Consider the following 22233-nt stretch of genomic DNA (forward strand, 5'->3'; position numbering starts at 1 on the left):
GAAGCCAGCGGGAGAACGTATGTCCACCTTCAACGGCCTTCCGGCCCACATTCTGCTCGTTCACTTCATCGTGGTGCTGGCACCGCTGACCGCGATCCTCGCCGTCGCAGCCAGCATCTGGTCCGGCGTGCGCAGCCGGCTCGTGTGGCTCATCGCAGCCCTGGCGGTGATCACCCTGGTGCTCACTCCACTGACGACGGAGGCAGGCGAGTGGCTCGAGAAGCGTGTCCCCGAGACCGCGGCCGTCGAACAGCACACCGAAATCGGTGACTGGATGATCTACTTCTCGGTCGGTTTGGTGATCGTCGCTGCGTTGCTCGTGTTCCTGCACCTTCGTGAGCGTCGCGGCAACGCGCCTGTGCGGTGGCAGTCGATCGCAGTGGTGGTGTTGGCAGTGGTGATCGGAACGACCACAATCGTGCAGGTGTACAGAATCGGAGAGTCCGGCGCGCGCGCCGCGTGGGACGACGTATCGGTGACCGCCGGCGATGAGTGAGCCCGAGCCGAGCCTGCACGAGCACGAACCACACGGAGATCTGTCCGGTCGGTTGAACTGGCTGCGGGCCGGGGTGCTGGGTGCCAACGATGGCATCGTCTCCACCGCCGGTCTGGTCGTCGGTGTCGCTGCTGCCACCACCGACCGCGGGTCGCTGCTGACCGCGGGCGTTGCTGGCCTTGTCGCGGGGGCCGTATCCATGGCGCTCGGGGAGTACGTGTCGGTGAGCACGCAACGTGACGCCGAACGTTCTCTGCTGATCAAGGAGCGGCGGGAACTGGCACAGGAGCCCGAGGAGGAGTTGGCGGAACTGGCCGCGCTCTACGAGGCCAAGGGGCTCTCGACCGAGACCGCGCAGAAGGTTGCGCAGGAACTGACCGACCACGATCCGTTTGCCGCACACGTGGACATCGAATTGGGAATCGACCCGGATGCGTTGACCAATCCGTGGCAAGCGGCCGCGTCGTCGGCGGTGTCGTTCATCAGCGGTGCCCTTCTGCCGTTGCTCTCGATCCTGCTTCTGCCTGCTTCGCAACGCATTCCGGTCACGTTCGTCGTCGTGTTGCTGGCTCTGGCGTTGACCGGAACCATCAGCGCACGCCTCGGTGGAGCGCCGAGTCGCCCGGCGGTGACTCGAATCGTGATCGGTGGCGCGATCGCGATGGCCGTCACGTATGCGATCGGCCAACTGGCGGGCGTCGCGGGTATCTGAGATCAGCGAAAGATCGCTGTCGCCGCTTCGCCGGTTTCCGGTGCGATGACGTCCTGGACGACGTCGAACAGCGATACCGAGATGACCGCGAACGTCAGAATCAAGATGACTCCGGCGGCGAAGACTCGGCGATCCTGACGCGACGGCGGTGGTTCGCTCAGGGCCCGCACCCGGCGTACGACATCTCCGCCCGTGCCGGCCAGGGTGCGCGGACCCCGCTCGACGTGGGCACGCAGCAGAGCGATTCTGGCGATGGCGGACAACGTGTCCGGCCGACTGTGTGCCGCTGCGCTCTCGTCCGCATGACGCTCCGCAGCGTGGCGTACCCTGGCAGCGATCGGTTGCAGGATCGGATCGAATTGCGTTGCGATCTCGCATATCTGGATCCAGAAGCTGTGGCGGTGTCGAAGATGCGCATGTTCGTGCTCGATCACTGCGCGTAACTCGTTGTCCGACAGCGCCTGTGCAAGTCCCGTCGTGATCACGACGGCACCGCCGCCGGAAGGAACGGCGAACGCGTCGGGCATGTCGGTCTCGACGAGCACGACGCCGCCCGATTCCCGTGCCTGCGCCCCGAACTCGGATGCGATGGACGACCCCACGGCGACGCGTCGAACATGTTGTGTCACTTCGAGAATGCGCCACAGAATCCATACGGCGATACCGGCACCCAGCGCTGCCGATGCGATCTCGCCCGACGCCAGCAGCACCGCCGCGAGTGCCGCCATCGACGACAGGACCGCGAAGGCGGTGACCACGGACAGCAGCGGAAACAGGACGACGGCAGTCTGTGGGTTCAGTCGCCGGTCGATGTGCTCGGATCCGAATCGGAGACCGATCGACAGCAGCCACGGGAGGGCCGCGACGACCAGCAGGAGGGTCATGGCCGAGTCTCGTCGGCCTTCGCCAACAGGCTGCGCAGCGTTGCCTCGTCCTCGGGGTCGAGTGAGGCGACGAAGCTGGCCAGCACGTCGGCGCGTTCTGGTCTGGCTCCGAGTTCGGTGCGCATGCGCATCGCAGCCCGAAGCGCGGGGATCTCGTCGACCGGAGCGTTGAGGGTGTAGACGAAGGACCGCCCACGGCGCTCGCGATCGACGAGGCCTTTGCCGTGCAAACGCACCAGTGCGGTCATGACGGTGGTGTGGGCCAGGTCGGACCCGAGATGCTCGCGAGCCTGGGCCACCGACAGTTCCGTGTGCGCGCCGAGCAGCTCGAGGATCGATTCCTCCAACTGTCCGGACGCTCTACGCACTGCACTTCCTCACTCGAGTCGATTACTTCGAGGATAGGCCACGTTCACGCCCGTCTTCGAGGCGTGGATATGTCACTGATCTAGCGGGCGGCGTGATTATGCAATACTCTTGGCCCTGTCGGACCACCACCTCGAGGACTACTCATGGGCGTCGAAGCCAATACACGCGCGATAGAGAAGAACGTCGTCACCGACTTCAGTGACCGCATGAGCTACAGCTCGTACCTGGACCTCGACACTCTTCTCAGCGCCCAGAAGCCGGTGAGTAGACCGGAGCATCACGACGAACTGCTGTTCATCATTCAGCACCAGACCACCGAGCTGTGGCTCAAGCTGGTCATTCACGAGACGCTGGCCGCCAGAGCGGCTCTGAACGTCGACGACATCGGCACCGCACTCAAATGTGTCGCCCGGGTCAAACACATCCAGAAGACACTGACCGAGCAGTGGTCGGTGCTGGCGACATTGACCCCGACGGAGTACTCGCAGTTCCGCGACTTCCTCGGTAACTCCTCGGGTTTCCAGTCGTACCAGTACCGGGCGGTGGAATTCGTGCTCGGCAACAAGAATGCGGGCATGTTGAAGGTCTTCGAGTCCGATCCTGCTGCTCACGAACAGCTTTCGACTCTGCTGCACGAGCCCAGCCTGTACGACGCATTGTGGCAGTCGCTGGCGCGGCAGGGGTACGACGTACCGGCATCGGCCCTCGATCGCGACGTCACCGCGGCATACACGTTCAACGAGGACCTGATGCCGCTGGTCACATTCGTCTACGAGAACCACACCGAGCATTGGGCGGTGTACGAGGCCTTCGAAGAGTTCGTCGATCTGGAGGAGAACTTCCAGCTCTGGCGCTTCCGTCACATGCGGACGGTGCTCCGTACCATCGGAATGAAGAGCGGAACCGGTGGATCGAGTGGAGTCGGATTTCTGCAGAAGGCGCTCGAGCTGATCTTCTTTCCCGAATTGCTCGCTGTGAGAACGGATATCGGACGATGACGCAACGCGTAGACGAACTGGACGCCCAGGATCCACTCCGTAGCTACCGCGACAAATTCCTGGGTAGCGACGACCCGTCGATCAGCGCGTATCTCGACGGAAACTCGTTGGGCCGGCCTACCAAGGCCAGCGTCGAACGGATCAACACCTTCATGACCGACGCCTGGGGTGGACGCCTGATCCGCGGCTGGGACGAGCAGTGGTTCGACCTGCCCGTCACCATCGGCGACGCCTTGGCCGACGCCACCCTGGGAGCCGCGCCCGGGCAGACCACGATCGGCGATTCGACGACGGTGTTGCTCTACAAGCTGGCACGGGCGGCGATCGCCATGCGGCCGGGTCGCACCGAGATCGTCATCGACCGCGACAACTTCCCGACCGATCGGTATCTTCTCGAAGGCATTGCGGCGGAATCGAACATGACGCTGCGATGGATCGAGACGGACCGCCGCGGTGGTATCGAACCGGAACAACTCGCCGAGGTGGTGGGGGAGAACACCGCGCTGGTGGTGATCACCCACGTTGCCTACCGGTCCGGCTTCCTCGTCGACGTGGCCGAGTCGACACGTATCACGCACGAGGCCGGCGCACTGATGCTGCTGGACGTGTGCCATTCCGTCGGTTCGGTGCCGCTCGAGTTCGATTCCTGGGGAGTGGATCTGGCCGTCGGGTGCACCTACAAGTACCTCAACGGCGGTCCCGGATCGCCCGCGTTCGCGTACGTGCGCAGTGATCTTCAGGGCGAGTTCGTCCAGCCGATCTGGGGCTGGATGGGTCGGGCCGATCCGTTCGAGATGGCGCAGGGTTACGTTCCGGCACAGGGTATTCGACGGGTCATCAGTGGAACGCCGTCGGTGTTCGGCATGATCGCGATGCAGGACACCATCGAGATGATCGCCGAGGTGGGGATGGACGCGATACGCGCGAAGTCCGTTGCGCTTAGCGAGTATGCCCTCGAACTGGTGCGTGAGATGTTGGTGCCGTTGGGAGTGGAGATCGCCTCACCCGAGGATTCGACGCGACGCGGCGGGCACGTCACCATCGACCATCCCGAGTTCGAGGCCATCACCGCTCGTCTGTGGAAGCGAGGTGTCATCCCGGATTACCGCGCGCCACAGGGTATTCGATTGGGCCTGAGTCCACTGAGCACCTCGTATCGCGAGGTGTACCTGGGAATCGTGGCGATCCGTGACGAACTCCGCGCCTAGCACCGCCGGGGCAATTCTCGACGATTTCGACTCTCGTCCGGGAAGCGCCACCTCACTGGTTCGCACGGTGCTCGGGGCGTACGTTCGGCCCCTCGGAGGGTGGTTTGCCATCGCCGACTTCGTCGTGTGGATGGATGCGCTCGGAGTGGCACCGGAGAGTACGCGCATCGCGATGACCAGGCTGAAGAAGAAGGGCGTCGTCGAATCCGATAATCGTGAGGGCCGCACCGGCTATCGCATCACCGAGCAGGCCGACACCATGTTCGCGCGCGGTGACGGTCGGATCTTCGGGTTCCGTCGGATGGCCGACGGCGATCCGTTCCGGCTCATCTCGTTCACCATTCCGGAGACGCAACGTGCCGCGCGCCACCAACTGAGGCGTCGACTCACCGCAATCGGATGCGGAACGGTCTCACCCGGTTTGTGGATCGCGCCCGAATACCTCGCGGGTGAGGCGGGCGACATCATCGACGCGTTGGAGTTGTCGGAATACGTGACGAGCTTCGTGGCCTCCGAGGTAGCGCCACCCGCCACACTGCGTGAGAGCGCCGCCCAGTGGTGGGACCTGGCGGGCATCGCCGATCGGCATCGGGCATTCCTTGCCGCTCACGACGGCGGGTCGCCGGCCCGGAACCCCCGCGACGCGTTCGGCACGTTCGTGCCGTTGCTCGACGAGTGGCGCGTCATTCCCTACGTCGACCCGGGCCTGCCTCCGTGCATGACACCGGAGGACTGGCCGGGGACCCGGGCCGTCGCGACTTTCGATGCGGCGCGTGAGCGCTACCTGGAGATCAGTCGGGCATGGGTCGATACGACGGTTCGCGCTTCTTGATGTACGAGATGACGCGATACGTGATCGGCATGACGATGACCTCGGCCAGGGTCTTCCACAGGAATCCGACGATGACGTAGTTGATGAAGTCGGTCCAGGTGCTGATGCCGATGACTCCGGCGGCGATGGAGCAGAAGATCAGGGTGTCGAAGAATTCGCCGACGATGGTCGACCCGATCAGTCGCGCCCACAGGTGCTTTTCCTTGGTGCGTTCCTTGATCTTGACCAGGACGACCGAGTTCAGGAGCTGCCCGACGGTATAGCCGGCGAGACCGGCGAGCACGAGGCGGGGGACGACACCGACGACGGTTTCGAGGGCCTCTTGGTTCTCGTAGAAGGACGCGGCGGGAAGTTCGATGGCGATCCAGAAGCACACCGAGGTGAGCAGCAACGATCCGAAGCCGAGGTAGATCGCGCGGCGTGCGGCCTTGAAGCCGTACACCTCGCTGAGGACGTCGCCGAGGATGTAGGCGAGGGGGAACAGAAAGAATGCGCCGTCGGTGTTGATCGGCAGGATTTGGAAGGGTCCGAGCATGACGTCGGACGAGGCGAAGAAGGCGACACCTTTGCTGGCGGCCACATTCGAGATCAGCAGCGTCGCGACGAAGAGCGCGACGATGGTGGGGTAGTAGCCCCGGCTGATGTGAGCGAATGTGGCCTGCCCAGACTCGGTGCCGCCGTCGGGGGCGGTGTGTTCGGTAGTAGTCACCGCTCGATCCAAGCACCGAGACGACGATGGGCGCGAATCCCGGGTGAGGGATGCGCGCCCATCGAGGCGTATCACCGGTCAGGCGACGCGGCCGCCCACGGTGACGCGGTAGGCGTAGGTGCCGGCGATGATCGTGATCGGAATGGTCACCAGAAGACCGATGCCGAGCAGGATCGCGCCGACGATGTTGAGGCCGAACAGGGCGAGCGCGAGGACGAAGATGGTCCCGCCGTTCGATGCGATCGCCTTGGCGCTGGCCTTGATGGCGGGGATCGGCTCGTCGCCGCGGTCGATGACGAACTGGAAGGTCCACCACGTGAAGAACGTGACGACGAGTCCTGGGATGACCAACAGGATGTAGCCGATGCCGGTTGCGATGCCCACGAGGACGCCGGCGATGACGATGGCGAAGACGTTGTTGAACTGGAAGAAGGACCCGAAAGCGGGCTTGATCCCGTCCACCTCGTGCAGAGCGCCGCGGACGAGTGCCGCCTGAATGAGGAGGGCGACGACTCCGACGATGACGCTGAAGATCAAGCTGAGGACGAAGTTGTCGGAGGTCAGCACGAAGTTCAGGACGCCCTGGATGATCGCGGCGATCAGGACGATGCCGATCCAGACGAGGGCGTTCTGCTTGAACTTCTCGAAGCCGTATCCGATGGCGGAACCGACCGACAACTGCGTCGGCATCGGCGACTCACCGAACGACGGAGGCGGCGGGTAGTTGCCCTGTGGAGGCGGCGGGTAGTTCCCGGGTGGTGGGTAGTTGCCCTGCGGGGGCGGCGGGTAGTTCCCGGGTGGTGGGTAGTTGCCCTGCGGGGGCGGTGGGTAGTTGCCCTGGGGAGGTGGTGGGTAACCGCCCTGCGGCGGCGGATAGCCACCGGGGTTCTGTGGATCCTTGTCGGGGTCGTAACCGCCTGAGGTCATCGTGTCCTTCTCCCTCGGGAAGAGTTGTCGCGGTCACTGTACGTCCGATCGATCCCGAGTTGGGTCCCGTCACATTGCAACGTGATCTCGATCGGTTCGTGGATCAGGGATTCGCGGGGTCGAACACCCACGGTTCGCGGGGTACCTGCGTCGGCTTCCACCGCTCGAGTAATTCCTCGGCGTTCTTCACGTCCGGTACACCGAGAGAAGCAGTGATGAGTGCCCACGCGTCGGGTCGTTCGCGTAGCGTCACCGCGCCGTCTCGTTTGGCCAGACGCTTGCCCTCGACGTTGAGCGCGAGGGGCACGTGGACGTACGTCGCGGGGGTGAGGCCGAGGAGCTGAGCGAGGTAGCCCTGTCGCGGCGCGGAGGTGAGCAGGTCGTCGCCGCGCACGATCTGGTCGACGCCCTGCGCGCCATCGTCGACGACGACAGCCAGGTTGTAGGCGGGCACGCCATCGGATCGACGCAGGACGAAGTCGTCCACCTGGCCTCGGAACAGTCCGTGCAGCTGATCGACGATGGTGAATTCGGTTACCTGTGAACGCAATCGAATGGCAGGGGGGCGGTCCTTCGCTGCTCTCTGGTTTGCGGTGAGGTCGCGGCAGGTTCCGGGATACGCGCCGTCGGGAGCATGCGGGGCGGAGGCGGCCTGGAGGATTTCCCGACGCGTGCAGAAACACTCGTACGTGAGCCCGGCTGCGGTGAGCGTGCGAATCGTGGCGTCGTAGATTTCCCGACGCTCGGATTGCCGCATGATCGGCCCGTCCCAGTCGATTCCGATGGCGGCGAGGTCGTCGAGTTGCCGCTGCTCCGAGCCGGGTTTGACGCGATCGAGGTCTTCGACGCGCATCACGAACCGACGTTCGGTGGAGCGGGCGAAGAGCCAAGCCAGAAGCGCGGTTCGGAGATTGCCGAGATGCAGATCGCCCGAAGGACTGGGGGCGAAGCGTCCGGCGGGCACGGGGACAACCTTAGGTCGAGTGCCGCAGAAGTCGCTCGAGGTGGAGCAGTGAGGTCGCCTCGAGGTCCGGGGCCGTGAAGTGCTGCGGGTAGGTGGTGCCGGTGCGGTTGATCCAGGCCGTGGACAGTCCGGCGCGGTGGGCACCGTCGATGTCCCAGGGGTGGACGGCGACGAGCATGGCCTCGTGGGGTTCGACGCCGCACCGATCGAGTGCGTATCGGTACGACTGTCCGGCGGGCTTCCATGCCCCGGCTTGGTCGACGGACAGCAGCATCTCTGCGTGTTCCAAAACTCCGGCACCGTCGAGCAGTTTTCGAGCAACGCCGACCGCGCCGTTGCTCAGGGTGATCAGCCGAATCTCGAGCGCAGCCAGTGCTCTGATGCCGTCTGCTACGTCGGGATGCACGTCCAGGCTCATGAAACCGCCCATGATGTGCTCGACGGCGTCGTCGATCTCCCGATTCAGCGCCTCACGTTGCAGCATCACCGCAAGTAGCCCGGATGCGACGTCCGCGAAGGGCTGCGCCGAGCCGGCTGCGGTGAGGGCGAAGCCGTCACGCAGGACACTCGCGAACCACAGCGACGCGAGTTCGGCGGGGGCTCCTACGTCGGCGAAGCGCTCCGACAACGGCGACATGTCGGACAGCGTTTCGTTGACGTCGAAGACGATCACGCGTGGTCGACGCAGCGCAGGCGAGATGTTCGGGTCGTGGGGATCGTTCACGAACTGAGCTCCTTGTGGTGGTTCTCTTTTTCCTGGGCAACGACGACGCCGCATTCCCGGAAACGTCGATCGGTGTCGCTTCCGAGATCCTCCATCGCGCCAGTATCGCAGCACGCTCCGGCAGGTAGATGGTTGACAAAGCAACTACTTCGGGTACGGTCGAAGTTGTTGACATCGCAACGACTTGCAGGCCGACGGCGCACGTTGCCGAAGCGCCCGGTGAGACGTCAAGAAGTCACGTCCGCCGAGGGCCGACCTGCTCCGCATACCGAAAGGCGTCATCACATGACCAAGATCGCGATCATCTACTACTCGGCAACCGGTCACGGGGCCACCATGGCGAACAAGCTCGCCGACGCAGCCACAGCTGCGGGAGCGGAGGTCCGCGTGCGGCACATCGCAGAGACACGTGACCCGAGCACCTTTGCCGAGAACCCCGCCTGGACGGCGCAGTACGAAGCAACAAAGGATCTTCCGGCTGCCAGCGGCGACGACATCGTCTGGGCCGACGGCGTCATCTTCGGATCGCCGACGCGTTTCGGTAGCACCGCGGGACAGTTCCAGACCTTCATGGACTCGCTCGGTGGCTACTGGGCCAAGGGACAACTTGCGGACAAGGCGTACGCCGCGTTCACCTCCAGCCAGACTTTGCACGGCGGCCAGGAGACGACGCTCACCGGTTTGTACACCTCGCTGATGCACTTCGGCGGCGTCCTGGTCCCGCCCGGATACACCGACGGTCTGAAGTTCGCCGACGGCAACCCCTATGGCGTCAGCCATGTGACCGGGGGCGACAACCAGAACGAACTGGAGGATGCCACGCTTGCTGCCCTCGAGCACATGGCCACCCGCGTGGTCACCGTCGCAACGGCATTGTCGCGGTGAGCAGGACGAGCGGCTCGTAGCTCCATCACTCGGCATCGGGTCACTCAGGGCGGGTTGTGTCCTGGGTGACCCGATGCGATGGATGCGACGAGTTGCTCGATGACCGCTCGCGAGCCTGCCGGTGACGCCGCGTGCGTCAGCAACCCCTCGACGACGAACGTGCTGATGCGAAGCATGGCGTCGGCCGCGTCACCGGACAGGCCTCGGAAAGACCCTCAACCCCTTCGAACTGCGAGATCCGCTCGCCGGCCTGGTACAGAACAACAGCATCGACCGCATACCGAGCGCTCATCGAGTTCGGCCACGTTCTCTGCGAATCGCCCCACTCACGAACTCAATCCGTGACAACGAACCTCGCCCCACGCGGAATCTGCAACCCCGCCGCATCCCCGACCCGCAACGCAGACCCCGCCGCCAACTCCACTTTCACAGTCAGTGATCCCACGGTCACATCCGCGATGCTGCGAAACCCGGTGGGCCGCAGGTTGGAAACAACCCCACGAATCCCGTTGCCATCCAGAGTGATCAGCTCGTGCCGCACCAGTAACACGGCAGGCCCGGCCGGCAGAGAAACTCCCGCGACCTCCAACTCCCCGAGCTCGGAGCGATGGACTCCAACCCCGTCCCACTCGCCTTCGATTTCGTTCATCCCGCCCATCAGTCGCGAGACTGCCAGGGTGCTCGGCCGGGTGTAGGCCGTCGCGATATCGGAGTGATGCTCCAATCGGCCGTCGATGAGCACCGCGACCGAATCGGCCAGCACCGCCGCCTCCTGCTGATCGTGAGTGACGAGCAGCAGAGTCTGATCCAACGTCGAACGCAGTTCGCGAACCAGGTCGTGCATCTCGGTGCGCAACAACGGATCCAGTGCACTGAAGGGCTCGTCCAACAACAACACGCGCGGTGAGCCGGCGAGCGAACGCGCCAACGCCACCCGCTGAGCCTGCCCGCCCGATACCTCGGACACCGCACGACCTCCGATATCGCCGAGGTGGACCAGGTCCAGGTACTCCCGGGCACGTTCGCGCGACCGCTTGCGACTGTCCCCGGCGGCGCGGTAGGCGAAGCCGATGTTGTCGAGTACCGACATGTGCGGGAACAACATCGGACGCTGGAACACCATGCCGACGCCGCGATTCTCGGCCGCGACGTCGTTCACCTCGTGTCCGTCGATGCGCACCGTACCGGCAGTGGGTGAATCGAGTCCCGCGACGAGTCGTAGTGCAGTGCTCTTGCCCGAGCCCGACGGCCCGAGAATCGCCGTGCACGAACCCGGTGACACGGTGAGATCCAACGAATCCAACGCCGCAACCGATTGACCGGCATGGACTTTGGTGAGTCCGTGAACGGACAGTTCGACGCTCATCGTGCACTCCTACGACGCAATCGGGCCAGCATGAGCACCAGCAACAGCGGCGGCACCACAGCGGCGACCGACAGTGCAGCCACCACCGAATCGTTGCCGGTCCCGGCAGCGAACGAGGCGACGAGTATGGGCACGGTGACCAGTCTGCCTCCACCGATCAGCAGGGTTATCACGTAGTCGCTCCACGCCACGAGGAATGCGAGCAACGCCGCCCCCGCCAACGCCGGAGCCAACAGCGGAATGCGAATCCGTCGCAGCACCATGGCATTCGACGCACCGAGTGTGCGAGCTTCTTCCTCGTAGCCGATGTCGTACGCGCCGAATGCCACTCGCATCAGATACGTCGTGTACGGAATGGCCGCGACGGTCAGCAGAGCGATCACCGCCACCGTGCTCGGAATGCGCGAGCGCAGCACCAGAACGTCGAGCCCCAACGCCACGGCGAACGGGGGTAGAGCCACAGGCGCGAAAAGAACACCGGCCACGACAGCGGGGCACCGCACGTTACCGTTCACCAGGGCGCGAGCGGCCAACGCGCCCAATGGCGTTGCGATGGCGGCGACGGCGAGAGCGAGAAGCGTCGATCGCATGAAAGCATCGGCACCCCCGGCATCGAGGGCGCTGCGGACGCCGTCGAATCCCCATTCCTGGGGAACCGAACCGGGAAACGACCAGCGATTGCTGATGGCCCACAGGACAACCGGAATCAGCGGCAGCAGGAACCACAGGACCAACACGGCCCGGCCGGCGAAAGGAGGAACGCGATTCATTTCCACGCTGCCGATCTGCGCAGATAACGCAGCGCCACCGCGGCCACGACCACCGTCAGAGCGGTGGCAACGGTTGCCGCAGCAGCAGCCTGCGGACGCGTCTCGAGATCGATCGAGGTGAACAGGCGAATCGCCATCACCGACAACGGCTCCGGATACGGGCGACCCAGAATACGGGCCACCTCGTACGAGCCGACCGTGTAGGCGAACGCGATAGCCGCCGACGCGATCAGTGCGGGCCGAGCCAACGGCAGCGTGACCAATCGCAGCCGAGCCCACCGGCCTGCACCGAGGGTTGCGGCCGTCTCGTCGAATGCAGCTACTCGGGTGGCGAGCGTGCCCGCCACGACGACGGCCACGAAAGCCGATTCCTTCCAGGCGTATTCGAGGACCACGGCGATCCACCACTTCCCACCGATCAATTCCGGCCAGCCACCGTCGGTCATGCCGAGGATTCGGGGCAGCATCCCCGAATCGGCCAGCAGCAATGCCATCGCGGCGGCACCGATCAGGTGCGGCACCGTGACCGTCACCCCGGCCGCGACCAACGCGGCGCGTCCACCCGACAGAGCCGTCAGCGCAACGGCCAGCCCGATCACCGTGGCCAACGCCGTCGAGACGATGGCAATCGACAGCGTCAGCCCCACTGAGCGCCACAGGTCACCGCCGAGCGCCGAATACGCGCCGCCCGACAGTTCGGGGGTTCCGACCAACGGCATCAGACCCAGGCTCTGCAGCACCACCGTCCCGAGACCGCCGCCGACGACGAGAACGACCAACACGACGGCAGGCAGCACCGCCGCCGTGCCGCGAAAGCTCTTCGTGGACGCGCTCACTGACCGGCGAGCACGCTTCGACGCCAACCCTCGTCGAGCGGCGAGACCCAGTCCGCCGAGAGTTCGGGATGCGCATTGGCCGACAACTCCTCGTAGGAGGGCAGCACCGTCGAACTCGGCAACGCCTCGAACTGCGCGCGAGACTCCGGCGTCAATTGATCCAGGTCGAGAACGGTGAATTGACCCCACACGTCCGGCGTCGCCTTCGCGAGTTGTTGCTCGGGCGACAACGCGAGGTTGGCAACCACCTGTGCCGCGGCCGACTTCCCCGATGTCGATGGGATGGCAAGGAAACTCGCATTCCCGACGGTTCCCTCGTCGAGAGTCAGGACGCGAGTCTCCGGCGGGAAGGTGCCGTCGGCGACGAGTTTCGGGAGGGTCGCGGGGCCGTAGGTCATGGTCATGTCGACCTGGCCGCCGGCGTAGAGGGCGTCGAGCTCGGAGGAGGACTGTGGATACGTCGTGCCTTCGCGCCAGAGTGACGGGGCGAGCTCGTTCAGTCGATCGAACAGTGCCGGGGTCAAGCGGTCGTAGGAGTCCTGATCGAACCGAGCGGGTACCTCGTCGACGCCGCCCGAGGCATTGATCAACGCCTCACGCAGAAACACCGATCCGGTGAAGTCCGGGGGAGCGGGGTAAGTGAAGCGGCCCGGGTTCGCGCGAGCCCAGTCGAGCACGCCGTCGAATGTCGTCGGCGGATCGGGGATGGCCGCCGCGTTGTAGACCAATGTGAATTGAGCCTTGTGCCAAGGTGATTCGCAGTTATCGACCGGAGTGCCGAAGTCGTCGAGCAACAGCGGATCCTCGGGATCTGTCAGTTCCATGTTCGGCAGGTTCTGCGTCCACCCGCACAGCCACGCGCCCGCCTGCTTGCCGGTGCCGAAGTTCGCGCCGTTGACCCACACCAGGTCGACTTCGCCATCGGTGACCCCGGCCTGCCGCTCGGACAGGATGCGGGTGACGGCATCGGTGGTCGATTCCACCGGCACCCGGCGCAGGGTGACGCCTTCCTCGGCCGCCGCGGGGGTGAGCACATCGTCGACGTAGGCGTTGCCCTGCTCGTCGCCGCCGTACATCCACAGCGAGACGGTCTGCCCCTGTGCCTGCTGTTCGATCTCGCTCCACGACTGCGCCTCGGCGATCGGAGCTTCCGAATCCGGCGCAGCGCAGGCCGTGAGCAGCAGCCCTGCGCTCGCGGCAATCGTCACTGCGCACCGTACCGAACGAATCACCGTGGGCCTCCAGATCAACCGAAGCAGCCGTCGTCGACGCTGCCCTCACCACCGTAATCGGTCGAATGAGACAACCGCTGAACACGCGGGCAGACCGGCCGTGTGCACAATGGAGCGTGAACCGTCGGATGAGAGGCACACACCGTGACGCAGGACCGCCCGACGCGTCGCCGGCGAGGCACGACCCTGAAATTGCTCGGGGCCGCCGTGGTCGTCGTCGCTCTGGTGATCGTGCTCGGCACAGTAGACCTGCCCGATCCGTCGTTCATCCGAGACCGAGTGGCGTCGGCCGGGCCCTGGGGCATCGCGTTGTTCGTCGTGCTCTACGCCGTCCTGTCCGCCACTCCGTTCCCCGCCAGCACGTTGACCATCGCGTCGGGACTGCTGTTCGGTCTGGCGGTGGGTGCAACCGTTGTGGTGTTCGCCGCCACGATGGGGGCGTATCTCGGGTACTGGGGAGCGCGGGCGCTGGGCCGCGGGCAGGTGGCCCGCACCGAATGGGACAGGCTCCGCCGGCTCGACGCCATGCTCGGCCGTCGGGGATTGCTGTCGGTTCTGCTCGTGCGTCTGGTGCCGCTGCCGTTCTCGCTGGTCAACTACGCGGCCGGAGTCAGTGCGGTGGGCCAGCGCGACTACGTGGTGGGCACCATGATCGGCATCGTGCCCGCGACCGTCGCCTACACGGCACTCGGGGCCTACGGAACGTCTCCGCTGTCGTGGCCGTTCGCCATCGCACTGCTCGCGGTACTGGCGATCGCGGCCGGTTCGGCCCTGTTGGCGCGACGTCTGGGACTCACCGGAGCTGCCGAATGATCGACAGCTTTCTGCGCCGCCATCTCGAAGGCCCGCTCGATCGCTGTGCCCGCACGCTCGACCGCCCGTCGATCACGCCCGACCGCATCACCGCTGCGGGGCTCGTACTCGGTCTCGGTAGTGCGCTGGCAGCGGGTCTGCAGTTCTGGTTGCTCGCGTTGGCCTTGTGGATCGTCTCCCGCATCGCCGACGGCCTGGACGGACCCTTGGCCCGTAGGCGTGCGACGGGCTCAGGTGCAGGCGGATTCTTCGACATCACCGCCGATTTCATGGTCTACGGAACCACCGTGGTGGGCGTCGCGGTCGGTGCCTCGGCCGCATACGACGCCCCATGGTGGCCGTTCCTGCTGGTGCTGTTGGCGTACTACATCAACGGCACCGCGTTTCTCGCGTTCTCCTCGATCGCCGAACGCAACGGCCGCACCATCGACGACGGCCGCTCGCTGTCGTTCCTCGGAGGCCTGGCCGAGGGTGCGGAAACGATTGCCGTGCATTGCCTCTGGCTGCTGCTGCCGGGAATCTCATGGCAGATCGCGGTGGTCTGGGCGGCAGTGGTTGCAGTCAGTTCCGGCCAGCGAATCATCGCCGGCTATCGCGCCCTCTCCTGATCCATCTGCTCCGCCCTTTCGCCAGTACGGCCGTTGCCCGCGAGATGACGGGAGAACTCAACTGCGCCTTCACGTCTGCGATCGCAGAGTTCCACGGACCGTCGTTGTACGTCGGATACGGGTGGGTGGCTCCGGCGAGGTCTCGGGTCCTCAGCCCCTGCTCGATGGCGATGATCAGCTCCCCGATGGTCTCGCCCGCTCGCGGTCCGATCACGCAGGCCCCGACGATACGACGCTTGGCGTCGAGCACCAGCGTCGTCGATCCGTTCGTTGCCCCCTCGGTGACGGCGCGGTCGACGTGGTGGTGGTCGAGGGTCTGCAGTCGCAACCCGCACTGCCTGGCGGTGCGCACATCGATTCCGGCCGAGGCGATCTCGGGATCGGTGAACGTCACTCGTGGAGTTCCCGTGGTACTCACCTTTCGCCGAAGGCCGAGGACTGCATTGCTCGCGGCCAGACTGCCGTGCACGCCTGCGGTGTGCGTGAACTGCGGGTGACCGGTGAGATCCCCGGCCGCCCAGATGCGAGGATTGGTGGTCCGCAGATTCTCGTCGACCTGTACGAATCCGTTGTCGCTCAAAGCCACTCCGGCCGCCTCCAAGCTGAGTGCCGCGGTGCGCGGCGTTCGTCCGGTGGCGATCAGAACGCGGTCGAATTCGAGTTCGACGCCCGTGTCGGTGCTGGCCGAGCCGTCGTCGATGCGGACGACGGCGGTGGAGGTCAGGACCCGCACGCCCTCGTCCGTGAGGGTCTGCGTCAGTACGGACGAGGCCGACCGGTCCTCGCGGGGAAGGATCGTGGCCGACCGCCCGACGAGGGTCACGTCTGACCCGAGACGCGAGAATGCCTGCGCCATCTCGCAACCCACCGATCCGGCTCCCACGATCAGCAGTCGCTGCGGTAAGTTCGTCAGATCCCAGAGGGTGTCGCTGGTCAGGTAGTCCACGTGCTCGATGTCGTCGATTGCCGGCACCGTGGGATGCGCGCCGGTGGTCACGATCGCCTGACCGAAATGCAGTATCCGCGTTCCGACTCTCACAGTGTTCGGACCGGTGAAGACCGCGTCGCCGCTGATCACCTGTACTCCGGCCTCGGTGAGGGCCGCAGGTGAATCGATCGGCGCGATCTCGGCGATCGCACCGTGCACGTGCCGCATCACGCGCGCGAAATCGACGCGTGGCGGTTCGGTGTCGATGCCGAAGCGGGACGCGGATCGAACCGTCGCGGCCACCGAAGCCGCCGCGAGCAATGCTTTGGACGGAACGCATCCGGTCCACAGGCAGTCGCCGCCGGTGCGGTCACGCTCGATCAGTACGACACGTACACCGAAGCCCGCCGCGGTCTTCGCTGCCACGATGCCGGCGGTACCGCCGCCCACGACGACCACGTCGGCACGGTTCTCGGGCACACTCGAAGTCGAACGACGGATTCCCATACCTCCCACTATGCCTGCGCCTTGGAGAGACCCGAGATGAGACGACCGACCAAGTACACCGTCTCGGCGCGCCTGTACGACGTGATCTCCTTCGAGTGGCCGGTGTATCGCGCTGGGCGGGAGGCGGCGTTCGAGTTGCTGAATCTGCCTGTGGGGAGCCATGTTCTGGACCTCGGCTGCGGGACGGGGCTGAATTTCGCGGGGCTGCAGCGGATGATCGGCCCGACCGGCTCGATCACCGGAGTCGACGCCAGCCCGCAGATGCTCGAACAGGCCCGACGGCGAGCCGACCGCGCCGGTTGGGGCAACGTCACGCTCGTCGCAGCCGACGCCACCGCCCTGACGTCCGCGGATCTGGGGGAACAGGCCCCGTTCGATGCGGCCCTGAGCACCTACGCGCTGTCGCTGATGACGCCATGGCAGGCGGCCCTCGAGGCGATGATCGCGGCGACGAGAGTGGGCGGCGTCGTGGCTGTCGTCGACATGCAGCGTCCCGTCGGATGGTCGGCGGGGTGGACCCCGCTGGCGAAGCTTGCGTGTCGACTGGGAGGGTCGGACATCGAGGCTCATCCGTGGACGGCGATGACGCCACTGCTGCAGGATCTTTCGGCCCGCGCTGTCCGCGGAGGCCACATTCAGATTCGCGTCGGGACTGTCGGCTCCCGTCTCGCAGAGCCGAATTACTGAAGGTCGCACAACTGTCGTTGCCTTCAGTGTATCGCCGGGTAGGGGGCTTGCGGCAAGACCCCGTCGGCGGTGCACACTCTTCCGGCTACCGACACGGAGGAGTTGTGATGGCAGACATGGCCGATACACCGGAGCGATTTCGCGTACACGAGTCCGGTGCCTACTTTCATGGCACGAAGGCCGATCTCGAGGCCGGTGATCTTCTGGTCTCGGGCTATCGCTCGAATTATCGTCCCGAGCACATCTCGAACTACGTCTACATGACCAAGGTGCTCGACGGTGCCGTGCTCGCGGCCGAAATGGCCGTCGGCGAGGGGAATCCGCGGGTCTACATCGTGCAGCCGACCGGCAGTGTCGAGGACGACCCGAACGTCACGGACAAGAAGTTTCTCGGCAACCCGACCCACTCCTATCGCAGTGCGGAACCGTTGCGCGTCATCGCGGAGATGACCGACTGGGTCGGTCATTCGCCCGAATACCTGCAGCGTTTCCGAGACGGTCTGGAGGCGTTGCGGCGAACGGGAACTGCCGTTCTCTACGACTAGGCGACACTCTCCGGTGATTTTTCGCTCGGGCCGAGGTTCACCCGATCACGACGGCACGTGCGTTGCGGTCACCTGATCGGAGCCGATTCGCCGAGAGCCTGCGAAAAGCGTTGGGGTGAAAACGAACAACGAGCAAGCCGGCCGCACCATCACTTCTTCTGGCGTCGGCTCCCGCCGTGCCAGTCCTGGACCACGCCCGCTTCGTCGTCCTGCAACCGAGGGCCTTCAACTGAGGAAGCTCACGCAGACTGCGCTTCATCTCGGCGAAGCCGGGGAAGCGGGCGAGGCCGATCACGTTGTCCCACAGCGCTACTGCCTCCTCGTCGCTGGGGAGTCTGCTGATCACCGGACCGAAGAAGGCGACGCCGTCCGGCGGCTCGAAGGCGATGATGGGTGTGCCGACGTCCTTGCCGGTCAGTGACAGCGCATGATCGGTTTCGGCTCGGATCTCCTCGTCCAGAGACGAGTCATCCAGTGCTGCGGTGTGACGGGTGGGTAGCCCGAGTTCTTCGAGGATCGGCCCGAGGAATTCCGCGGTGCCGCGATGTCCGTGGCTCGCAGCGTCGTCGGGCACCACCTCGGTGTCGAAGATGTGCGTGCCGAGGGCCTCGTACAGTGGCCCGATCGCGTCCGACCCGTGCTCGCGACGAATGTCGGCGGCAGCCCGCAACAGTCGCAGACCTGCGGTGTGACCGGCCTCGTACTCGGGTGGAAAGTGCGCGTCGTAATCGATGTGCGAATTGAGCAGCCGCAGCGAGATGAACCGCCAGTCGACGGTGTAGTCGCGTTGGGCTTGGACCTTGCGGACCCATTTGCTGGTCATCCAGGCGAACGGGCACACCGGATCGAAGTAGAAGTCGATATCGGCCATCGGGGGGACGCTCCTTCTGGGACGGAAGTTCCGTGTGGTCGACGGTATACCCGCGCCGACGCTGTCAGTTCTCGCCCAACAGAGCCGCGCGCTGCTCGTTCACCACCGCGCGGATGGCGTCGACCACCGCCGACACCTCCGGCCGTCGCAATGTTTCGCTTCGGGTGACGAGCCAGTAGGTCAGTTTCACCGCGATGGCGTCGGGCAGGATTCGTTGTAGGTCGGAATGGCGGTCGGCCATGAAGCACGGCAGCAGTCCGATGCCGGCCGAGGCGCGAGTCGCCTCGACGTGAACGAAGACGTTGGTGGAGGTGACCGATTCGCGCATCGTCGGGGTGAAGTTGGGGGCCAGATCGAGATCGTCGACGTGCAACATGGAATCGATGAAGTAGATGAACGGGTGCGCGGAGAGGTCGGCCGGCACCTGCGGAGTTCCGTGGTCCTTCAGATAGGCCTCGGAGGCATAGAGGCCGAGTAGATAGTCCCCCAGCCGGATGGCCTCCGCGCGGTGCACCTGCGGTTGGCCGACGACGATCTCGATGTCCAGGCCCGATCGCTGCTGCGATGCCCGTCGGGTGACCGCGACGATCTCGACACTCACCCGCGGGTGAGCGCGCTGCACCCGCGCCGCGGCCGGGGCCGCGATGTAGGCACTGAATCCGTCGGTGGCCGAGATGCGTACGACGCCCTCCAACGCACCTACGTCGCTCGAGACGAGGGTGCGCAGCGCGTCCTCGACGGCCTCGGCAGCGGCCAGCGCTCCGCGGCCTAACTGCGTCAGCTCCCAGCCGCCGGCACCCCGCGTCAAGACCCGGCCACCGAGGGTGTCCTCGAGCGCGGCGATGCGTCGGGAAATGGTCGTGTGGTTGATACCCAGGTCGTCGGCCGCAGAACTGTAGCGACCTGTTCGACTGACAGCGAGCAGCACCAGCAGGTCGTCTGCACTGGGGATCTTCGCGCCACCGAGCGTCATGTCTGCAGTTTTGCAGATCCGACCTGCGTTCATGGCTCTTGCGCCGAGAAACATCTGCACCAATACTCAGAGCAACCCGCCAATGTGTGGTCTGTCACAACAGTGACCATCGAGTGCCGAGTAACACAGGAGAGTCAATGAGCGTCGATCAGCCGCTGGCAGAACGGTCCGAACCGGACCCCGATGCCACCCCCGCAGGCCTCAAGAAGGTCGTCGGGGCATCGATGGCAGGCACCATCGTCGAGTGGTACGAGTTCTTCCTCTACGGAACCGCCGCGACACTGGTGTTCAGCAAGATCTTCTTCGCCGCCGGAACCAGCGAGCTCGACGCCATCCTCGCTGCCTTCGTCACCTACGCCGTCGGCTTCGTCGCACGACCGTTGGGTGGCATCGTCTTCGGCCACTACGGCGACAAGTACGGCCGCAAGAAGTTGCTGCAGTTCAGCCTCGTCCTCGTCGGCGGAGCCACGTTCCTCATGGGCTGCCTGCCGACCTTCGAGGCGATCGGCTACTGGGCACCGGCCCTGCTGGTGACCCTGCGATTCATCCAGGGCTTCGCCGTCGGCGGCGAATGGGGCGGCGCGGTTCTCCTTGTCGCAGAACACAGCCCCAACAAGTCCCGCGGATTCTGGGCCAGCTGGCCGCAGGCAGGCGTGCCCGCCGGCAACCTGCTCGCCACCGTCGCTCTGCTGGTCCTGACGACCACCCTGTCCGACGAGGCCTTCCTCAGCTGGGGCTGGCGCGTCGCGTTCTGGCTCTCTGCCGTCATCGTTTTCGTCGGCTACTACATCCGCACCAAGGTCTCCGACGCCCCGATCTTCCTCGAGGCCCACAAGCAGGCCGAGGTCATCAAGGCCGCGTCGTACGGTGTCTTCGAGGTCGTCAAGCGTTACCCCCGTGGCGTGTTCACCGCAATGGGCCTGCGCTTCGGTGAGAACGTCATGTACTACCTCGTGGTCACCTTCTCGATCACGTACCTTTCGGTGGAAGTGGGAACGGATACCTCCACGATCCTGTGGTGGATGCTCATCGCCCACGCGATCCACTTCTGCACGATTCCGTTGGTGGGCAAGCTCGCCGACCGCGTCGGTCGTCGTCCGGTGTACTTCGCCGGTGCCATCACCGCAGCCACGTGGGGCTTCTTCGCCTTCCCGATGATGAACAGCGGACACAACGTCGTCATCATGCTGGCCATCATCATCGGCCTGATGTTCCACGCCTTCATGTACGCCACACAGCCGGCCATCATGGCCGAGATGTTCCCGACGCGGATGCGCTACTCCGGTGTGTCCCTCGGCTACCAGGTCACCTCGATCGTCGCCGGTTCGCTGGCCCCGATCATCGCGGTGAAGCTGCTCGACGTCTACGGCTCGTCCGTGCCGATCGCGGTGTACCTCGCCGTGGCCTGCGCGATCACCGTGGTTGCCGTCGTCATCGCAAGGGAAACAAAGGGACTGGCGCTCGAAAGCATCGACATCGCCGACGCCAAGAACCTGGCCACCGAAGCCGAGCTGGCCAAGGCTGGTCTGCTCGATCAGAATGTGAAGCAGTGACCGACCTGACCGGACGCTCCGCCCTCGTCACCGGGGGAGCGTCCGGCATCGGGGCCGCATGTGCACGCGAGCTCGCCGGCCGGGGCGCCCGCGTCACCGTCGCCGATGTGAACGACGTTGCCGCAAAGGAATTGGCGTCGGAGATCGGTGGTGACGTCTGGTCGGTGGATCTACTCGACACCACCGCTCTCGACGACCTCCGATTGGACGTCGACATCCTGGTCAACAATGCGGGCATTCAAACCGTCGCACCGATCGTCGACTTCGACCCAGGCGCGTTCCGCAGAATTCAGGCCCTGATGGTCGAGGCCCCGTTCCTGCTTATCCGAGCTGCCCTGCCGCACATGTACTCTCGCGGCTTCGGTCGAGTGGTCAACCTGTCTTCGGTGCACGGTCTGCGGGCATCGGAATTCAAGGTCGCCTACGTCACCGCCAAGCACGCACTCGAAGGCATGTCGAAAGTGACGGCCCTCGAAGGTGCCGCCCACGGTGTGACGAGCAACTGCGTCAACCCGGGATACGTGCGCACGCCGCTGGTCGAGAAGCAGATCGCCGACCAGGCCAAGGCACACGACATCCCCGAGGACGAAGTACTCGAGAAGGTCCTGTTGACCGAGGCCGCCATCAAGCGACTCGTCGAACCCGCCGAAGTCGCCTCACTGGTCGGCTGGTTGACCTCCGAGCACGCAGGCATGGTCACCGGAGCGTCGTACACGATGGACGGTGGTTGGTCGGCTCGATAGTCCGCGCCCCGCGTCAATGGACCACTGCATACGTCTGAGCGTGTCAATCTGCCATCGACGCAGGGCGAACCGCCGCGTGAATGGACCACTGCA

At 65.1% G+C, this 22233-nt stretch carries 25 protein-coding genes and 1 pseudogene; 12 read left to right on the forward strand and 14 right to left on the reverse strand.

What is annotated here, in order from left to right; genetic code table 11:
* Positions 1-19: 19 nt before the first annotated feature.
* Both NY08_RS19695 and NY08_RS19700 read left to right on the forward strand, forming a co-directional pair.
* On the forward strand, positions 20-496 hold the full coding sequence (locus NY08_RS19695) for a DUF2231 domain-containing protein (RefSeq protein ID WP_045198262.1): 477 nt from the start codon (positions 20-22) through the stop codon (positions 494-496).
* A complete protein-coding gene (locus NY08_RS19700) occupies positions 489-1208 on the forward strand; it encodes a VIT1/CCC1 transporter family protein (protein WP_045198264.1) in 720 nt (239 codons plus the stop codon). Before NY08_RS19695 ends, NY08_RS19700 begins: the two co-directional genes overlap by 8 nt.
* 2 nt (positions 1209-1210) lie before the next feature.
* On the opposite strand, the gene NY08_RS19705 is transcribed toward NY08_RS19700, so the two are convergent.
* A complete protein-coding gene (locus tag NY08_RS19705) occupies positions 1211-2092 on the reverse strand; it encodes a M56 family metallopeptidase (RefSeq protein ID WP_045198266.1) in 882 nt (293 codons plus the stop codon).
* Entirely contained in the window at positions 2089-2460 is a 372-nt protein-coding gene (locus tag NY08_RS19710; protein WP_032395333.1) for a BlaI/MecI/CopY family transcriptional regulator, read from the reverse strand. Before NY08_RS19710 ends, NY08_RS19705 begins: the two co-directional genes overlap by 4 nt.
* Positions 2461-2604: 144 nt before the next feature.
* Here NY08_RS19710 and NY08_RS19715 point away from each other — a divergent pair, with 144 nt between their 5' ends.
* The 3 genes from NY08_RS19715 to NY08_RS19725 are packed head-to-tail and all read left to right on the forward strand — an operon-like array spanning position 2605 to position 5499.
* Entirely contained in the window at positions 2605-3459 is an 855-nt protein-coding gene (locus NY08_RS19715) for a tryptophan 2,3-dioxygenase (RefSeq protein ID WP_045198268.1), read from the forward strand.
* Complete coding sequence (locus tag NY08_RS19720; RefSeq protein ID WP_045198269.1) at positions 3456-4667, forward strand: kynureninase; 1212 nt, start codon at positions 3456-3458, stop codon at positions 4665-4667. The genes NY08_RS19715 and NY08_RS19720 overlap by 4 nt, the downstream gene beginning before the upstream one ends.
* Positions 4648-5499, forward strand: coding sequence for a PaaX family transcriptional regulator (locus tag NY08_RS19725; RefSeq protein WP_045198271.1), 852 nt, complete (start codon positions 4648-4650; stop codon positions 5497-5499). Before NY08_RS19720 ends, NY08_RS19725 begins: the two co-directional genes overlap by 20 nt.
* Here the strand turns inward: NY08_RS19725 and NY08_RS19730 are convergent.
* The 4 genes from NY08_RS19730 to NY08_RS19745 all read right to left on the reverse strand — a co-directional run bounded on the left by NY08_RS19730 (position 5459) and on the right by NY08_RS19745 (position 8823).
* Positions 5459-6208: a queuosine precursor transporter gene (locus NY08_RS19730; RefSeq protein WP_032395329.1), complete on the reverse strand. Its 750-nt coding sequence runs from the start codon at positions 6206-6208 to the stop codon at positions 5459-5461. The genes NY08_RS19725 and NY08_RS19730 overlap by 41 nt on opposite strands.
* Positions 6209-6286: 78 nt before the next feature.
* Positions 6287-7135: a hypothetical protein gene (locus NY08_RS19735; RefSeq protein WP_082073890.1), complete on the reverse strand. Its 849-nt coding sequence runs from the start codon at positions 7133-7135 to the stop codon at positions 6287-6289.
* A gap of 103 nt (positions 7136-7238) precedes the next feature.
* On the reverse strand, positions 7239-8099 hold the full coding sequence (gene gluQRS / locus NY08_RS19740; protein WP_045198275.1) for a tRNA glutamyl-Q(34) synthetase GluQRS: 861 nt from the start codon (positions 8097-8099) through the stop codon (positions 7239-7241).
* 10 nt (positions 8100-8109) lie between these two features.
* Positions 8110-8823, reverse strand: a complete 714-nt coding sequence (locus NY08_RS19745) for a haloacid dehalogenase type II (RefSeq protein WP_052683880.1) — start codon at positions 8821-8823, stop codon at positions 8110-8112.
* A 285-nt stretch (positions 8824-9108) separates the two neighbouring features.
* Between NY08_RS19745 and wrbA the strand changes: the two genes are divergently transcribed.
* Positions 9109-9708, forward strand: coding sequence for an NAD(P)H:quinone oxidoreductase (gene wrbA, locus NY08_RS19750; protein WP_032395327.1), 600 nt, complete (start codon positions 9109-9111; stop codon positions 9706-9708).
* Between the two features lie 44 nt (positions 9709-9752).
* Here the strand turns inward: wrbA and NY08_RS26615 are convergent, their stop codons facing one another.
* The 5 genes from NY08_RS26615 to NY08_RS19770 all read right to left on the reverse strand — a co-directional run bounded on the left by NY08_RS26615 (position 9753) and on the right by NY08_RS19770 (position 13888).
* Positions 9753-9884 carry a hypothetical protein gene (locus NY08_RS26615; RefSeq protein WP_268748810.1) on the reverse strand — a complete coding sequence of 44 codons (132 nt, stop codon included), beginning with the start codon at positions 9882-9884 and terminating at the stop codon, positions 9753-9755.
* A gap of 158 nt (positions 9885-10042) precedes the next feature.
* A complete protein-coding gene (locus NY08_RS19755) occupies positions 10043-11074 on the reverse strand; it encodes an ABC transporter ATP-binding protein (protein WP_045198277.1) in 1032 nt (343 codons plus the stop codon).
* Complete coding sequence (locus tag NY08_RS19760) at positions 11071-11844, reverse strand: ABC transporter permease (RefSeq protein WP_052683881.1); 774 nt, start codon at positions 11842-11844, stop codon at positions 11071-11073. The genes NY08_RS19755 and NY08_RS19760 overlap by 4 nt, the downstream gene beginning before the upstream one ends.
* Positions 11841-12680, reverse strand: a complete 840-nt coding sequence (locus NY08_RS19765; protein WP_082073892.1) for an ABC transporter permease subunit — start codon at positions 12678-12680, stop codon at positions 11841-11843. Before NY08_RS19765 ends, NY08_RS19760 begins: the two co-directional genes overlap by 4 nt.
* Positions 12677-13888: an ABC transporter substrate-binding protein gene (locus NY08_RS19770; RefSeq protein ID WP_052683978.1), complete on the reverse strand. Its 1212-nt coding sequence runs from the start codon at positions 13886-13888 to the stop codon at positions 12677-12679. The genes NY08_RS19765 and NY08_RS19770 overlap by 4 nt, the downstream gene beginning before the upstream one ends.
* Positions 13889-14056: 168 nt before the next feature.
* Between NY08_RS19770 and NY08_RS19775 the strand changes: the two genes are divergently transcribed.
* Both NY08_RS19775 and NY08_RS19780 read left to right on the forward strand, forming a co-directional pair.
* Positions 14057-14725, forward strand: a complete 669-nt coding sequence (locus NY08_RS19775; protein WP_045198281.1) for a TVP38/TMEM64 family protein — start codon at positions 14057-14059, stop codon at positions 14723-14725.
* Complete coding sequence (locus tag NY08_RS19780; protein ID WP_045198283.1) at positions 14722-15333, forward strand: CDP-alcohol phosphatidyltransferase family protein; 612 nt, start codon at positions 14722-14724, stop codon at positions 15331-15333. The genes NY08_RS19775 and NY08_RS19780 overlap by 4 nt, the downstream gene beginning before the upstream one ends.
* On the opposite strand, the gene NY08_RS19785 is transcribed toward NY08_RS19780, so the two are convergent.
* Positions 15305-16741, reverse strand: a complete 1437-nt coding sequence (locus NY08_RS19785; RefSeq protein ID WP_235386975.1) for a dihydrolipoyl dehydrogenase family protein — start codon at positions 16739-16741, stop codon at positions 15305-15307. The genes NY08_RS19780 and NY08_RS19785 overlap by 29 nt on opposite strands.
* 63 nt (positions 16742-16804) lie before the next feature.
* On the opposite strand from NY08_RS19785, the gene NY08_RS19790 reads away from it, so the two are divergent.
* Together NY08_RS19790 and arr are read left to right on the forward strand one after the other, a co-directional pair.
* Entirely contained in the window at positions 16805-17455 is a 651-nt protein-coding gene (locus NY08_RS19790; protein WP_045200826.1) for a class I SAM-dependent methyltransferase, read from the forward strand.
* Positions 17456-17571: 116 nt separating this feature from the next.
* The gene (gene arr, locus NY08_RS19795; RefSeq protein WP_045200828.1) at positions 17572-18000 is read left to right on the forward strand and encodes an NAD(+)--rifampin ADP-ribosyltransferase; all 429 of its coding nucleotides are present in this window, start codon (positions 17572-17574) and stop codon (positions 17998-18000) included.
* A 149-nt stretch (positions 18001-18149) separates the two neighbouring features.
* On the opposite strand, the pseudogene NY08_RS19800 reads toward arr, so the two are convergent.
* A pseudogene (locus NY08_RS19800) lies at positions 18150-18871 on the reverse strand (mycothiol-dependent nitroreductase Rv2466c family protein).
* A 64-nt stretch (positions 18872-18935) separates the two neighbouring features.
* Positions 18936-19844: a LysR family transcriptional regulator gene (locus tag NY08_RS19805; protein WP_200893138.1), complete on the reverse strand. Its 909-nt coding sequence runs from the start codon at positions 19842-19844 to the stop codon at positions 18936-18938.
* A 137-nt stretch (positions 19845-19981) separates the two neighbouring features.
* Here NY08_RS19805 and NY08_RS19810 point away from each other — a divergent pair, with 137 nt between their 5' ends.
* Positions 19982-21397 carry an MFS transporter gene (locus tag NY08_RS19810; protein ID WP_032395319.1) on the forward strand — a complete coding sequence of 472 codons (1416 nt, stop codon included), beginning with the start codon at positions 19982-19984 and terminating at the stop codon, positions 21395-21397.
* Positions 21394-22140, forward strand: coding sequence for a 3-hydroxybutyrate dehydrogenase (locus NY08_RS19815; RefSeq protein WP_045198289.1), 747 nt, complete (start codon positions 21394-21396; stop codon positions 22138-22140). The genes NY08_RS19810 and NY08_RS19815 overlap by 4 nt, the downstream gene beginning before the upstream one ends.
* Positions 22141-22233 lie beyond the last annotated feature (93 nt).

This window comes from Rhodococcus sp. B7740 (assembly GCF_000954115.1).
Classification (GTDB): Bacteria; Actinomycetota; Actinomycetes; order Mycobacteriales; family Mycobacteriaceae; genus Rhodococcoides.

What these genes read in the sequence shown, in the direction of transcription:
- NY08_RS19695 (WP_045198262.1), top strand. Translation starts at nt 20, where the DNA reads ATGTCCACCTTCAACGGCCTTCCGGCCCACATTCTGCTCGTTCACTTC.
- NY08_RS19700 (WP_045198264.1), top strand. Translation starts at nt 489, where the DNA reads ATGAGTGAGCCCGAGCCGAGCCTGCACGAGCACGAACCACACGGAGAT.
- NY08_RS19705 (WP_045198266.1), bottom strand. Translation starts at nt 2,092, where the DNA reads ATGACCCTCCTGCTGGTCGTCGCGGCCCTCCCGTGGCTGCTGTCGATC.
- NY08_RS19715 (WP_045198268.1), top strand. Translation starts at nt 2,605, where the DNA reads ATGGGCGTCGAAGCCAATACACGCGCGATAGAGAAGAACGTCGTCACC.
- NY08_RS19720 (WP_045198269.1), top strand. Translation starts at nt 3,456, where the DNA reads ATGACGCAACGCGTAGACGAACTGGACGCCCAGGATCCACTCCGTAGC.
- NY08_RS19735 (WP_082073890.1), bottom strand. Translation starts at nt 7,135, where the DNA reads ATGACCTCAGGCGGTTACGACCCCGACAAGGATCCACAGAACCCCGGT.
- wrbA (WP_032395327.1), top strand. Translation starts at nt 9,109, where the DNA reads ATGACCAAGATCGCGATCATCTACTACTCGGCAACCGGTCACGGGGCC.
- NY08_RS26615 (WP_268748810.1), bottom strand. Translation starts at nt 9,884, where the DNA reads ATGCTTCGCATCAGCACGTTCGTCGTCGAGGGGTTGCTGACGCACGCG.
- NY08_RS19755 (WP_045198277.1), bottom strand. Translation starts at nt 11,074, where the DNA reads ATGAGCGTCGAACTGTCCGTTCACGGACTCACCAAAGTCCATGCCGGT.
- NY08_RS19760 (WP_052683881.1), bottom strand. Translation starts at nt 11,844, where the DNA reads ATGAATCGCGTTCCTCCTTTCGCCGGCCGGGCCGTGTTGGTCCTGTGG.
- NY08_RS19780 (WP_045198283.1), top strand. Translation starts at nt 14,722, where the DNA reads ATGATCGACAGCTTTCTGCGCCGCCATCTCGAAGGCCCGCTCGATCGC.
- NY08_RS19790 (WP_045200826.1), top strand. Translation starts at nt 16,805, where the DNA reads ATGAGACGACCGACCAAGTACACCGTCTCGGCGCGCCTGTACGACGTG.
- arr (WP_045200828.1), top strand. Translation starts at nt 17,572, where the DNA reads ATGGCCGATACACCGGAGCGATTTCGCGTACACGAGTCCGGTGCCTAC.
- NY08_RS19805 (WP_200893138.1), bottom strand. Translation starts at nt 19,844, where the DNA reads ATGACGCTCGGTGGCGCGAAGATCCCCAGTGCAGACGACCTGCTGGTG.
- NY08_RS19810 (WP_032395319.1), top strand. Translation starts at nt 19,982, where the DNA reads ATGAGCGTCGATCAGCCGCTGGCAGAACGGTCCGAACCGGACCCCGAT.